16 protein-coding genes are annotated in these 13,276 nt (G+C 47.3%); 7 read left to right on the top strand and 9 right to left on the bottom strand.

The window, feature by feature from the left end; translation table 11 throughout:
* Nucleotides 1-11: 11 nt before the first annotated feature.
* Together PMI05_RS29075 and fabL are read right to left on the bottom strand one after the other, a co-directional pair.
* Nucleotides 12-425: a GNAT family N-acetyltransferase gene (locus tag PMI05_RS29075; protein WP_007729804.1), complete on the bottom strand. Its 414-nt coding sequence runs from the start codon at nucleotides 423-425 to the stop codon at nucleotides 12-14.
* Nucleotides 426-536: 111 nt separating this feature from the next.
* Nucleotides 537-1,295 carry an enoyl-[acyl-carrier-protein] reductase FabL gene (gene fabL, locus PMI05_RS29070; protein WP_007729803.1) on the bottom strand — a complete coding sequence of 253 codons (759 nt, stop codon included), beginning with the start codon at nucleotides 1,293-1,295 and terminating at the stop codon, nucleotides 537-539.
* 196 nt (nucleotides 1,296-1,491) lie between these two features.
* Between fabL and PMI05_RS29065 the strand changes: the two genes are divergently transcribed.
* Nucleotides 1,492-1,716 (top strand): hypothetical protein, encoded by a 225-nt coding sequence (locus tag PMI05_RS29065; protein WP_007729801.1) that lies wholly within the window; start codon nucleotides 1,492-1,494, stop codon nucleotides 1,714-1,716.
* 49 nt (nucleotides 1,717-1,765) lie between these two features.
* Here PMI05_RS29065 and PMI05_RS29060 read toward each other — a convergent pair whose 3' ends face one another.
* Nucleotides 1,766-3,733: a methyl-accepting chemotaxis protein gene (locus PMI05_RS29060; RefSeq protein WP_007729799.1), complete on the bottom strand. Its 1,968-nt coding sequence runs from the start codon at nucleotides 3,731-3,733 to the stop codon at nucleotides 1,766-1,768.
* 529 nt (nucleotides 3,734-4,262) lie between these two features.
* Here PMI05_RS29060 and PMI05_RS31215 point away from each other — a divergent pair.
* The 3 genes from PMI05_RS31215 to PMI05_RS29055 all read left to right on the top strand — a co-directional run bounded on the left by PMI05_RS31215 (nucleotide 4,263) and on the right by PMI05_RS29055 (nucleotide 5,612).
* Nucleotides 4,263-4,415, top strand: a complete 153-nt coding sequence (locus PMI05_RS31215) for a hypothetical protein (RefSeq protein WP_007729794.1) — start codon at nucleotides 4,263-4,265, stop codon at nucleotides 4,413-4,415.
* Nucleotides 4,416-4,557: 142 nt separating this feature from the next.
* Nucleotides 4,558-4,716, top strand: coding sequence for a hypothetical protein (locus PMI05_RS30595; protein WP_007729792.1), 159 nt, complete (start codon nucleotides 4,558-4,560; stop codon nucleotides 4,714-4,716).
* Nucleotides 4,717-4,835: 119 nt separating this feature from the next.
* The gene (locus PMI05_RS29055; protein ID WP_007729790.1) at nucleotides 4,836-5,612 is read left to right on the top strand and encodes a Cof-type HAD-IIB family hydrolase; all 777 of its coding nucleotides are present in this window, start codon (nucleotides 4,836-4,838) and stop codon (nucleotides 5,610-5,612) included.
* 40 nt (nucleotides 5,613-5,652) lie between these two features.
* Here PMI05_RS29055 and mutY read toward each other — a convergent pair whose 3' ends face one another.
* Both mutY and PMI05_RS29045 read right to left on the bottom strand, forming a co-directional pair.
* Complete coding sequence (gene mutY, locus PMI05_RS29050) at nucleotides 5,653-6,759, bottom strand: A/G-specific adenine glycosylase (RefSeq protein ID WP_007729788.1); 1,107 nt, start codon at nucleotides 6,757-6,759, stop codon at nucleotides 5,653-5,655.
* A 21-nt stretch (nucleotides 6,760-6,780) separates the two neighbouring features.
* Nucleotides 6,781-7,071, bottom strand: coding sequence for a hypothetical protein (locus PMI05_RS29045; protein ID WP_007729786.1), 291 nt, complete (start codon nucleotides 7,069-7,071; stop codon nucleotides 6,781-6,783).
* A 159-nt stretch (nucleotides 7,072-7,230) separates the two neighbouring features.
* Here PMI05_RS29045 and PMI05_RS29040 point away from each other — a divergent pair, with 159 nt between their 5' ends.
* Both PMI05_RS29040 and PMI05_RS29035 read left to right on the top strand, forming a co-directional pair.
* On the top strand, nucleotides 7,231-8,220 hold the full coding sequence (locus PMI05_RS29040) for a metal-dependent hydrolase (RefSeq protein ID WP_007729784.1): 990 nt from the start codon (nucleotides 7,231-7,233) through the stop codon (nucleotides 8,218-8,220).
* Between the two features lie 143 nt (nucleotides 8,221-8,363).
* Nucleotides 8,364-8,909, top strand: coding sequence for a pyridoxamine 5'-phosphate oxidase family protein (locus tag PMI05_RS29035; RefSeq protein WP_007729782.1), 546 nt, complete (start codon nucleotides 8,364-8,366; stop codon nucleotides 8,907-8,909).
* A gap of 57 nt (nucleotides 8,910-8,966) precedes the next feature.
* Here PMI05_RS29035 and PMI05_RS29030 read toward each other — a convergent pair whose 3' ends face one another.
* The 4 genes from PMI05_RS29030 to PMI05_RS29015 form a co-directional block, all read right to left on the bottom strand.
* The gene (locus PMI05_RS29030) at nucleotides 8,967-9,413 is read right to left on the bottom strand and encodes a carboxymuconolactone decarboxylase family protein (protein ID WP_193375292.1); all 447 of its coding nucleotides are present in this window, start codon (nucleotides 9,411-9,413) and stop codon (nucleotides 8,967-8,969) included.
* Between the two features lie 72 nt (nucleotides 9,414-9,485).
* The gene (gene sigJ, locus PMI05_RS29025; RefSeq protein ID WP_007729778.1) at nucleotides 9,486-10,376 is read right to left on the bottom strand and encodes an RNA polymerase sigma factor SigJ; all 891 of its coding nucleotides are present in this window, start codon (nucleotides 10,374-10,376) and stop codon (nucleotides 9,486-9,488) included.
* Nucleotides 10,376-11,170, bottom strand: a complete 795-nt coding sequence (locus PMI05_RS29020) for a dioxygenase (protein ID WP_007729776.1) — start codon at nucleotides 11,168-11,170, stop codon at nucleotides 10,376-10,378. Before PMI05_RS29020 ends, sigJ begins: the two co-directional genes overlap by 1 nt.
* A gap of 172 nt (nucleotides 11,171-11,342) precedes the next feature.
* Nucleotides 11,343-11,951, bottom strand: a complete 609-nt coding sequence (locus PMI05_RS29015; RefSeq protein ID WP_007729775.1) for a superoxide dismutase — start codon at nucleotides 11,949-11,951, stop codon at nucleotides 11,343-11,345.
* Between the two features lie 191 nt (nucleotides 11,952-12,142).
* Between PMI05_RS29015 and PMI05_RS29010 the strand changes: the two genes are divergently transcribed.
* Nucleotides 12,143-12,913 (top strand): TSUP family transporter, encoded by a 771-nt coding sequence (locus PMI05_RS29010; RefSeq protein WP_007729774.1) that lies wholly within the window; start codon nucleotides 12,143-12,145, stop codon nucleotides 12,911-12,913.
* Nucleotides 12,914-13,276: the final 363 nt, after the last annotated feature.

Raw genomic sequence — 13,276 nt, 5'->3', positions numbered from 1 at the left:
ACAAGCCTCCTTTAAGAAGAGAGCTTTTTGGAAAGTGTAACATATTTTTGTACTTCATAGCCAAGTGAAAGGTAAAACGGAAGGACTTCCGGATTTGATTGATTGACCATGATCAAGACGTTATTGACACCTCGTTGCTTGAAACGCTTTTCAATTGCTTCAACGAGTTCACGACCAATACCTGAGCCTTGCATCTCTGGAAGTACAGCCAATCGGTAGAAATAGGCACGTGCTCCGTCGATCGTGCCAACCACGACCCCTACAACTTTGCCTTCAATTTCTGCAACCATTACCAGATCGCTGTCCCAAGCCAAATGCTGGGCCAAATCGTTCAATGACTCTTTGTCCGATTGGTCCAACCCCGTCTCCTGCCAAATACGTGTGATAGCCGAATAGTCACCGAGTCGAAACGGACGAATCAGCATGTGTTGCCTCCTTCGTAACCTTCTTCCTCTATTGTACAACACATGGACAACTTTGTCTTGTGTCGCAACACCACAAAGTCTCCAACTCCATACTCCATCTGCCATAACTAATTATGTCAAAAGAGAAATACCGCCGTCTACAATCAAGGTTTGTCCGCGAACCATCCACGCTTTGTCGGAGAGCAAGAAAATTACAGCATTAGCCAAGTCTTCCGGCTCCACAATGCGTCCTGCTGGCGTACGCTCTGCTGAGCTGCCGAGCAATTCTTCACGATTCGGGAAATGTTTGAGTGCATCCGTATCCACCGCTCCGCCAGAAACAGCGTTTACTACAATATTATGCGGTGCGAGCTCGACTGCCAAATAACGAGTAATCGCTTCTACAGCTGCCTTCGATACGCCAACCGCTGTATAGTTGTCGAGAACTCGAATGGACCCAAGGCTGGACAAGCTCACGATTTTTCCGCCGTTGCCGCCCTTGATCATTAGTTTTGCCGCTTCTTGCGCACAGAACAACAGAGCCTTGCTGTTAATTTCCATGGTCCAGTCCCAATGGCTCTCTTCCAGCTCCATCAGTGGACGCAGTACACCCGATGCCGCATTGTTCACAAATACATCCAAGCGACCGAATTCCTGGTCAATTTCTGCGAACAACTCTTTGATTTTTGCTACATCCCCTACATTGGCTTTGATCAGATGGACACGAGCGCCCTTTGCTTCCAGCTCTGCTGCCGCTTCTTTTGCCGCTGTGCGGTTACGCAAATAGTTCAGCACCAGGTCATAGCCCTGTTCCGCCAATTGAAGCGCAATCGCTTTTCCGATTCCTCGCGTTCCGCCAGTAACCAGTGCTACTTTTTTCGTTGTATTCATAAAAAGATTACCTCCCAACCTGACCAACTATTAATAGTAGGTACTAATAAGTAAAAATCACTTATTCATTATACAACTCCGCCTGCGCTTTTTCTACCTGCGGAAAAAATCCCGGCATGACTTGATCCTCTCGACTATAGCCATACTAAGCTCGCAGTATCAGGCAAACCACTACCACATAAGGGGGAATGGCAGGGTGTACATAGGTCGGGAATTGTCCGAATTAACCATGGTGCCACTGGCTGATTGGGAAATGAATGAGCTGCTTTATTACCATCACAGTTTTTCACAACTGGCAGCTTATCTCAGTGCAGAAGGAGCCTCTCTTCACGTTAAAGTCATCCATGAGCTTGAATCCCGTGGGCCAGTGAATGGAGACAGCGGGGGATGGGATCATTCCTCATCACCTATTTACGATTAAGTAAAAAACCCGGCTGCTCGTGTATGTAAACACGGCGCCGGGCCTATTTTTAGATACGGAATTTGCCGATCTGGTTTTGCAATTCCTCTGCGAGGTGTTCGAGAGAAACGGCTGAGGAAGCGATCTCTTCCATAGAAGCTAGCTGCTCCTGGGCAGCTGCGGATACACTTTGTGTTCCATCAGACGCTTGCAATGTCACTTCGGAAATATGACCCATGATCTCAACCACTTGCTGTGCCCTTGTGGAGAAGTCACGCGTCGCTTCAGATACCTGACCAATTTTCTCTGCCACTTCATTGACGGCTGATTGAATTTGTTCGAAGGACTGGCCGGCTTCGTTCACTTTTTCAATCCCTTCTGTTACTTCACGCTTGCTCTGATCCATAACAATCACAGCATGGTTCGTCTCCGCTTGGATCGCGGTGATCAGCTGACTAATTTGTTGTGCCGAGCTTGCGGATTGCTCTGCCAGCTTGCGTACCTCATCAGCCACCACAGCAAAGCCTCGTCCATACTCCCCTGCTCGAGCCGCTTCAATTGCCGCATTTAGTGCAAGCAGGTTGGTTTGATTTGCGATAGCAGTGATCACATCCACGATGTTTCCGATTTCTTGGGAACGAGTCCCCAGATTATCCACGACTTTTGCCAGACCGTGAATCGATTCGCTGGATGCGTTCATTTGCAGCACAGCAGATTGAATGGCTTTGTTTCCGGTCACTGCCAAGTCCGACGATTCCTGGGCTGCGGTGAATACATTTTGTGTATGCTCTACGATCTGACCGATTCTTGCTGACATTTGTTCGACTGCTGCGTTACCCTCCTGTGTATGGGAGACTTGCTGCTCTGTTCCCTCCGCCATTTCTTGCATGGTCTCTGCAATCTGTTCTGTCGCTTTGCTTGTCTGATCCGCACTTGCAGAGAGCTGCTCTGCCGAAGAAGCCAGCTGCTGAACAGAATCATTCACAGAATGGAGCAAGGAACGAAGAGATTCCGCCATATGATTGAAGGCTTTGCCCAACGTACCCAGCTCATCGTCACTTCGTATATCTACTTGTTGTGTCACATCGCCTTGGCTCATTTTTTCCGCTGCTTCTGTCAACATGCGCAAAGGACGGAGTAAGGAGCGCAAAATCAAGTAAATGACTCCGCCAGCTACCACCATCGCAGCTATTATAATCACGAGCATCGTGTAAAAAATCGGATTTGCTGCTTCTGCTGCTTCACTTTCATACATCACGCCTACAAGCTTCCAACCCGTATTTTCATTCGTGGTAAACACGGCTTGGACGGGATTTCCTTCGCGCTGGAATTGTAAGCGACCTGACTCTTCTGCATATACGGTATCTACCCAAGACTCTGCAATCTCAACACCAGACTCTCCATTTGGATTGACCAGCATTTTTCGGTTTTTATCCAAAATCGCCATGAATCCTTGGGTACCGATTTTCGCTTGCTTGACCGTCGCGTCCAGCGCTGTCAGTTGAATATCAATTCCCAGAACACCGGATTTATCTGGCAAGGACATCGCCATTCCCAACACGACTTTTCCGGTTATGGCATCAATGTATGGGTCCACAATGACGCTCTTCCCCGGTTGCTTCATGGCTGCTATGTACCAATCCCTCTTTCGCGGGTCGTATCCCTCTGGAAGCTTCGCATCATTCGCAGTCAACATACCACCATTCTCGTCACCGATATACGCTTCACTCACTTCTGGGTTCATCGCGAGAAAACGCTGCAATTGCTTTTTCGTTCCCATTTTGGTCTCTTCTAAGATGTCATGACGTACAATATCAGAAGCAATCCATTCCACATTCCTCGATTGCTCCAGCAGTGTGTGATTCAAAAGCGCATCTATCAACCGAACATTTTCAGAGGCAGTCGTAAGCAATTCATCTGACAGCTCTGCCTTTGCACTCTGATACGAGAGCAACCCGAGCAAAAGCATGGGCATCACTAATATTGTGGAAAATGTAGCGATTAGCTTGGATTTTACAGTAAGTCTGGGTGTTTTCATTCGCTAGCATCACCTTTCTGCGTGTCATGATTGTCCTATATTGATACCCGCCATATGCCTAATGGTAAACCTTCATTTGCCCACTAAACTGCACATTTGTTTATTATTTATTATTTTTTATTATATTCAGAATATACTTTCTTCTAGAAATAGGTAAAAAATCGCTTTACAACAAGAAAAAAATGCCATATTCTAAGAGTACGTTCCACACACTACTACTACGGAAAGAAAGGAGGCAGCACCATGATGATGATAGCAATGAACCTAAATCTAGCTCTTATTGATCGTCTTGTGGTTGTTCCAACTGAATATAGCAACGCCTCCTGGGTCGACGAATTCCAGTAGTATTCGTACTCTTCAACATTTCCATTTCGTCTATTACCGACCACAGGCGTTGTTGCTTGTGGTCTTTCTATGTCCTTCAAAACGGCATGTCCGTTTTTGTTGCCAGAAGACCGCAGGCTTTCGCCCGTGGTCTTTTTCTTTCTCTTCAATTAACATTTTCCACCTTGAAAGGAGGTGATTGGTAATGGTACTGAACTTTTTGCTTTTCACAGTCAAGATTGAACGCAATAAGGAACAAGCGGAGACACTTTTCGCAGAATCTGCTCGCTGTCGCTATCTCGAAGAACGCGCCGAAGAACATGCTTTTGAAGCTGCACAATTTGTGAGCCGCATTTAATGGACGAAACACGATTACTTGACTATAGGAGGGATTTTGGTATGAAAAACAAACAACGGCGTCAGATGATGAGGTTTACAGGAGTCAAAGCGATAGATGGCAGCTGACTGCACCAAACTAACGGGATGGGAGGGATACACTCATGTACATTCCAATGATTTTCTTCACAATCATTATTGAGAAACGGAAATTGACACCGAAGCAAATTGAAGCAAAATACATGCAACAGCAAGCGCTGAAACGCATCGAAGAACAAAAGCATCAGATCGTGACACAATTTCCAGAGTTTTTGATTCGATAAAAAGAAACGGTTTTACAAAGATCATGTCTGCGGGGGCATGATCTTTTTATTTTCCACTGCTCTTCCCCTCTCTCGAAGCTTTATAATGGATGCAAAAGAGAAACTTGGGGAGTGAAATCATGGAGTATCAAATCGTCTTTTTAGACATTGATGGAACACTCGTCAATGAAGAGAAAATCATACCATCGGATACACTCGAAGCTATTCAAGAGCTGCAAAAAAACAAGATCGAGGTCGTCTTAGCAACAGGCAGAGCTCATTATTATTTTGACGAGCTTGCCCAGCAGTGCGGCATCGACTCGTATATCAGTTGCAATGGCGCATATGTCGTCTATCAAGGAAAAACCATTTATGATCGCCCCATCCCGACCAAAACACTCGAGCAGTTGCAGCAGATCGCGACCCAGCACGACCATCCTATCGTGTTTCAAGGCAGTACGGCGGGCTTTTCTACCCATAAGCAGCATCCTTATTTGGATTGGACCTTTCAGGAATTGAAGCTTGATTCCCCTGATCATAATGCGGACTTCGCCCATTCGGAAAATATTTATCAAGCGCTGTTGTTTACGCCAGATGCACACGAACAACAGTACAGAGAAGAGATTCCCGCTCTCTCGTTTATACGCTGGCATGAGTATTGTATGGATGTATTTGCGAAAGACGGTTCCAAAGCGCTAGGTATTGAAGCGCTCCTCTCGCATATCGGGCTTGCGCCAAGCAAGGCAGTTGCTTTTGGAGACGGTCTGAATGACAAAGAAATGCTCTCTTATGTCGGGATGGGTATCGCGATGGGCAATGCGCATGAAGCTTTGTTGCCGCATGCCAATTACGTAACGCGCCACGTCGATGATGGCGGGATATCTCACGGCTTGCGTCACATCGGCCTGATGAAATAAATAAAAGCTGCCGAGAAATGCTCGACAGCTTTACTACTTGTTATTTTTGTCCCAACAGCTCGCGAATTTTTTGATGCGCCATCGGAATGGTGTATGCATCTAATTCCTCCCAAGCTGCGTATCTTGCATGAGCGGGGAGCTCTTCCCCTTCTATCCAGTCACAGGACCATACTTGCATGTTCCACTGCAAATGGGAGAAGACGTGCTGAACCGTACCTAGCGGCTGCATGACTTCTACATCGATTCCGAATCGTTCACGCAAACCAGCTGCAAGTGCCTCCTGCTTGGCAGCATCACTTTCCTGTTCGGTTTCAACAGTAGGGAATTCCCACATGCCGGCGAGAAGCCCCTGATCGGGACGTTTGTTCATCAATACTTTGCCGTCGCGAATGATAATACCTACTTGCAGATCAACAGGACGTGGAGGTTTAGCTTTGCCTTTGACCGGCAGCTCTTCTGCCACTCCCTCTTGACGCGCCATACAGTAGTCAAACACCGGACAGGTCAAGCATTGTGGAGTGCGCGGCACACAGACCATCGCTCCCAACTCCATTAATGCCTGATTGAAATCTCCCGCTCTCCCCGCCGGAATGACCTGGCGTACGAGATGCTCGATTTTGATTCTTGTGGCAGGCTTGGCAATGTCGTCTGATAAATACAGCAGGCGTGAAAAGACACGCATAACATTTCCATCCACAGCCGGCTCCGCCTTTTCATAGGCAATGCTAAGAATGGCACCGGCTGTATAGGGCCCAACACCTTTTAGTGTAGCAATTTCTTCTGGTGTATCCGGCACAACTCCTCCATAGCGAACCGTTACCTCGCGGGCTGCCGTTTGAAGATTGCGCGCGCGGGAGTAATAACCGAGTCCTTCCCACGCTTTTAAGACATCATCCTCGGGCGCTTTCGCTAAATCACTCACCGTCGGAAATTTCTCCATGAAATTCGCATAATAAGGTTTAACGGTCTCAACGCGTGTTTGCTGGAGCATGATCTCTGATACCCAGATTCGATATGGGTCTTTGTTGATCCGCCAAGGCAAATCCCGCTTTTGTGAGTCGTACCAGGCCAGCAAATCCTGGGCAAAGCCAAACACATGAAATTGTTCAGGAAGTGTATATTTCAAGCTTTCTTTTTTTCTTGCCATTTCCGTTTACTCTACTCCTTTTCAACCCAGTTCCGCGGGACGAAACGCCCACACATGCAGTTTCGCAGCTCCGCCGGAAATACAGTCGCAAAAGTCTTGATCTGCCAATCGGTTTGCCTTGATTTCTTCGTATACGTGAACAGTCTCGACCTCAAACGTTTCGACAAACAGACCGGGCTGATCCAAGCCCTCCATTGAGCGATACTGACGTGCCCCCAGCGCTTCCATTCGCTCAGCCATCGAGGTGAGCAATCGCAGAGCGTGACTCCGTTTTTCAGTATCCAGCTTGTATTCAATGAAAACCGTTAACATGCGACATGTTCCTCCTTTAACGATTCAACGCTTTCATCATACCTTTCCCACCTCGTGCGAACAAGCACACAAATATTTTCAGAACGGGCGAGAATTAACCTTAGGCAAACGCTATAATAAACAATAAAAGTGGAAGGAAGGGAGGAAGACAACGATTCCATGGATACAGCCACACATTTTGCCATGGGCTTTGGATTGGCCGGGCTCGCCTATCTTGATCCTGTCGTAGCTTCTACTCCGTCACTTGCAGTGGCCGTCATGATTGGTACGGTCATTGGCTCGCAGGCACCTGATTTGGATGGCTTAGTCCGTCTTCGTGGTACCGCTGCCTACATTCGCAACCACCGAGGCGTTTCTCACTCGGTTCCCGCTTTATTTCTCTGGACTGGAGCCATTTTCGTTCTCATCCAGGCCATGATGCCACAGCCCCATTGGCTGCATTTGCTCGGCTGGATATTCCTGGCCGTCTGTTTACACGTATTCGTTGACTTGTTCAATTCCTATGGCACAAAGGGCCTGTACCCGTTTCGCGACAAATGGGTGGCGCTCAACGCCATTTTCATTTTCGATCCGTTCATTTTCGCTGCTCATCTCGTCGGCTTTATGCTATGGGCGGCAGGCGCGCATCCTGGACACGTCTTTTTATGGATATACGTGATCATTGCCGGGTACTATTACTGGCGTTGTCAGGCGCAAAGACGAACGACCGAGCTGGTTCGTCAGCGAATCGGCAAAGCTGGTACCTTCACCATCATCCCTACTCTTTCCTGGACATATTGGACCTTCGTCGCCAAGACAGAGCAGCATTGGTATGTAGGTGAAGTCATTTCGGGAGACGTCGTCATCTTGGACACCTTCTCCATCAAACCGGAAAATGAGCGGATTGCGGCAGCTAAAAAAAGTTACAAAGTCCAGTCCTTCCTCGCCTTTACCCATCATGTACATGTAGAAACAAAGGAGCGCTCCTTTGGCTATGAGGTCAAATGGATTGATCTGCGCTACCGCTCCCGTTTTCAAGGGAAAAGTCACTACATGTTCGTCGCCGTGGTCTACCTCGATTTTGATTTGACCATCCGCGATTCCTTCGTTGGCTGGATTCACCGTGGAGAAGATCAGCTTACCAAAAAATTGGATTCAAAACGCTCGTAATAAGATGAGACTGCCGCCCCTGTCTGTAGAGGGCGGTTATTTTTTTGTCATCTGACCCGTTCATTTTTGCCAAAATTGCACCTGTTCCCCTAGTCAAATTCCGATTACGATCAAAATAGCAACGACAGACTGGGGGACTCGACATGATACCAATTCGTTATTCCAAGCGTACCATTACTGATCAGGAGCAAATTGACCAGTTTTTGCAAGTGGCAAAGGTCGGCCATCTCGGCTTGTCCAATGAAATCGAGCCGTACATCCTTCCTTTAAATTTTGCTTGGTGGAATGGCTGCATTTATTTTCACGGCGCGGATTCTGGCAGAAAAATCGAGATGATTAATGGCAACAACCGTGTATGTTTCAGTGTTTGCGAGGAGTACGGCACAATCGCCTCACCTGTGCCTGCCCATATCGATACGGCTTACATGAGTGTGTTTATCGCTGGGACCATTGAGCGTGTTTCTGAACCTGAGGAGATGCGAGATGCGATGCAATCCATGATCGACAAGTACGTACCCGGCTACTATTCAGAACCGTTGCCTTTGCAGCATGTCATCAAGTATCGTTCTTCGATGGGCAGTACAACCGCCATCTTCCGGATTACGCCTACCACGCTGACCGCCAAAGGTAATCCCCTTGCCGAAGAGGAACAGTTCTATCCAGGCAGAAAAGTCGAGATGGATGTATAGCAACGAAAAAAGACACGCTCCTTTTCCTAAGAGGCGTGTCTTTTGCTTGACTGATCTTTACTTATTATACGGAGCACTCATTCCTGTCGAAATCGCAATTCGGTTCCAGTTGTTGATCGTATTGATCGCCATAATCAAGGCAACGTACTGGTTCTCGTCAAAATGCTCGCGTACCTGCTGGTAGAGCTCTTCAGAAACACCGTTAGTCGTAATGACAGTGACAGCTTCTGTCAGAGCAAGGACAGCCCGCTCTGCCTCTGTGTAAACCGCGGATTCTCTCCATAAGCTGAGTAAATAAATGCGTTGCTCAGTTTCACCGAGTTTGCGCGCATCTTGCGTATGCATATCCATGCAAAAAGCGCAGCCGTTGATTTGGGAAGCACGAATTTTGATCAGCTCAATCAGTTTTTTGTCCAAGCCGCTCTCATTCACGAAACTTTCCAGTTTGAGCATGGTTTGATACGCCTCAGGATTTGCTGCACGATGATTGAATCTAGCTTGCATCATTCATCTGTCCTCTCCACTCGAATTTGCTTTCAACCTCAAAGACGAGTGAAGCGTCCTTCTTGTGACGAATCATCCATTTTCTTTTTGCAAATGGGCAAGCTTATCTGGATTGACCATCATGTACAAGCGTGCAATGCGATCTTCTTCTTCATTCATCGTGATCTGGATGATCATTTTCAGCTGACCTTCGGAGTAGACGGCAATTCCATCTTGGCCATTGATCGAGCGAATCTGCATGGTAGCCTGAGAAGCCCACCTCGGCCATACCCCCATCCAGAAGGCAGTAATCCGCTCGTCTGAGAAGATGGGATGAATAGCCGCACGAACTTTCCCGCCACCATCGCTGACAAACACAGCATCTTTTGTCAAAAGTCCGATCAACGACTTCGCATCTGACTTGGAGATAGCCTGCATTAGCTGTTCTACCAAGCTCGAAGTCCGATTCGGCTGAGGGACGATCGCCTGGTATCCTGCTTCAGCCAGCTTTTTTCTCGCAAGACTAAACTTCTTACGGCAATTTACTTCGGTCATTTCGAGCATCGCGGCAATTTCACTGTATTCGTAGTCCAGTGCCGTTCGGAGCACAAAAACGGCACGTAGCGTCGACGGCAGATTCTCCAAGAGAACAAGCAAGCCATACGAGACTGCTTCTCCGGCAATCACTGTTTGCAGGGGATCATTGGTTTCTGAAGCGTCCAGCAACGGCTCCGGCAACCATTCCCCTACATACTGCTCCCGTTTCCAACGGGCTGATTTTAATAAGTCCAGACAGCGATTGGTCACAGCTTTGCACAGATAGCTTTTTACATGGTGAATGTCTTGGATGTCGGTACCTGCCAATGCAAGAAAAGTATCCTGAACAATGTCCTCCGCTTCCGTTACCGAACCAGTCATCCGGTACGCAAGGGAAAACAGTAATGATTTATACTCCCGATAAACATCCTCCATGTTCACTGTCATTATTTCGTATCACCAAACTGCCAAAGGGTGTGACTGAGACTACCATAGCGGATGCTCAAATGCAGGCGCTTCGCTGTACGTTCATCGTCAGCAGCTCCCATGACGTACACAAGCGGAACAAAATGCTCTGTTCCATACGCGGGAACAGCTTTTTCGGCATGTGGAGCAAGCTCGCGGTAGTTGGCGAGATCCTCGACATTCCAGTCAGTCAATGTTGTTTGCAGCCAGTCTTCGAATTGCTCCGCCCACTCAAAAGTATCACTATCGGACTCTCTCAGGTTCATATAGGAAAAATTATGGACGGTTCCGCCACTGCCGAGGATCAGAACGTCTTTTTCGCGGAGCGGACTGAGTGCTTTGCCGATCTGATATTGCTCTGTCACGGTCAAGTTCGGATTAACCGATAAGGCAACAACGGGAATATCTGCATCCGGATAAATATGGCGCAAAACAACCCAGTGCCCATGATCCAAGCCTCTTGTCGTGTTCAAAGCGACTGGAATACCAGCTTCCTGAAGAAGTCGGATTGTCTCATCCGCTACTTCACGCTCTCCTTTTGCCGGGTACTCGATTTCGTATAACGCTTGCGGGAAACCGCCAAAATCGTGAATAGTCGGGAAGGTGTCCATGGTTCCCACCATTTGATCATGTGCTTCCCAGTGAGCGGAAAATATGACGATAGCACGCGGCTTGCGCGGGAGCAGGCTAGGCAATTGGTTCAGTGCTTCTGTATAGGCATTGTTTTCTATGGCAAGTAACGGGGCACCATGTGCAATGAAAAAAGACGGCATCATTTTCGTACACTCTCCTCTATACTTTTTAAACTTAGTTACTTTTAGTAAGTATTATATCTCATATTCATCACGGTTACAAGTGTATCCAGAATCGATGCCGTTTCTTTCCTCTGAACAAAAAAAGCTTGCCGCTCTTAAAGAACGACAAGCCTTTTGACAGGTAAAGTTACAATTACTTCGCTGCTGCGAAACGCTTGCTAACTTCATCCCAGTTTACAACGTTCCAGAACGCGCCGATGTAGTCAGGGCGTTTGTTTTGGTAGTTCAGGTAGTAAGCATGCTCCCAAACGTCCAGACCAAGGATAGGTGTTTTACCTTCCATGATTGGGCTGTCTTGGTTAGGAGTAGAGGTGATTGCTACTTTTCCGCCTTCTGCAGTCAGCCAAGCCCATCCGGAACCGAAACGTGTAGTAGCCGCTTTTGCGAATTCTGCTTTGAAGTTGTCAAAGCTTCCGAAAGCCGCGTTGATTGCGTCAGCCAGTTCACCAGCTGGTGCGCCGCCGCCATTCGGGCTCATGATTTCCCAGAACAGTGTGTGGTTAGCATGGCCTCCACCGTTGTTTCGAACAGCAGTGCGGATGGACTCAGGCAGAGCATCCAGATTGCTGATCAGCTCTTCAATGCTTTTACCTTGCAGGTCAGCGTGTGCTTCCAGAGCTGCATTCAGGTTGTTAACATAAGTAGCATGGTGGCGTCCGTGATGGATTTCCATGGTTTGCGCGTCGATATGTGGTTCCAAAGCGTTGTGTGCATAAGGCAATGCAGGAAGTTGATGTGCCATTGTAACATTCCTCCTCAAATTATGTAGGTCAAGCTTACGACTTCATTATACTGTAAGCCAAACAGTTTTTCAACAAATCGGTATGCAAAGTATATTAATCTATTTATTATTTGAAAGATTTCTATCTTGAAAACAAAATCGAGCGTGCTAGACTTGGATTATTACAAACGAAGAGAATCAGGTGATATCTAGTGGAAATGGACTTATCAACGATCGTACTTCTCGCCGTCTTTGGATTCATTGCAGCATTCATCGACAGTACAGTTGGTGGAGGCGGACTCGTCTCCCTCCCCGCCCTGCTCGGTCTCGGAATGCCACCCTACCTTGCTCTTGGCACGAACAAATTGGCTGGCACAATTTCATCTGCCACCAGCTCCTACACCTTTATCAAGAATGGTAAATTTGACAAGAAGCTCATGCTGATCTTATTTCCCGTCTCCCTGATCGGCGCCTATTTCGGAGCGAAAACAGTTCTGTTCGTTCCCCAGGAGTTTTTGAAGATCCTTGTCGTTATCATGATGGCACTCATTTTTGTTTACACTCTTTTCAACAAACGTTTTGGTCAAGACTCCAACTACAAAGGGCTGACCAAGTTTACGCTCGGCATCGGGATTCCTTTTACCTTTTTAATCGGGTTTTACGATGGATTTTTCGGGCCCGGAACTGGTTCGTTCTTTGTTTTTCTGATGGTGCTTTTGTTTGGCTATGATTTTGTGATTGCAGCCGGCAATGGCCGAATTTTGAATCTTGCCAGTAACATTTCTGCGCTTTTTGTCTTCACAATGGAGGGCAAGGTCGTTTTCATGACTGGTCTCATCATGGGGATCGCGATGCTGTTAGGTGCTAACCTTGGTGCCAAAATGGCCATCAAAACGGGAGTACGTTATGTCCGTCCGTTGTTCTTGGTTGTATCCATTACCTTGATCGTGAAGATGGTGTATGAGTTGATTTTTACAGCTTAGTTTAAAGAACTTCTTGTACGTTACTGTAGTGGTGGGGAGGAAACAGGAGAAAACGCTCAGCTTCTAGGGCCACCCCCTGGGGGATTGACTGCACGACTCCATGCAAAAAGCGAAACCGCGTCCAAAGTAGTCCATTCACCGAAGTAATTTCAGAGGTGGACGCTTAAGAGCGTGTTTCGCTTTTTGCATTCCGTCTCGGTCGACGTCCCTAAGATCTTCGCTTATTTCTCCTGTTTCCTCTACGAGCTGTTCGTTCTTAAACGGGTTTTAAAAGCCATAAAAGATTGAAGAATCGCATCTGTCTCGATAGAGAAGAATATTTCCAGACGTAGCGACTTGTGGAGTCCTACCGAGCGGAGAAGG

Source organism: Brevibacillus sp. BC25 (assembly GCF_000282075.1).
Lineage (GTDB): Bacteria > Bacillota > Bacilli > Brevibacillales > Brevibacillaceae > Brevibacillus.
Note: the sequence above shows the minus strand (reverse complement) of the source record. Positions and strands in the feature narration are given on the sequence as shown.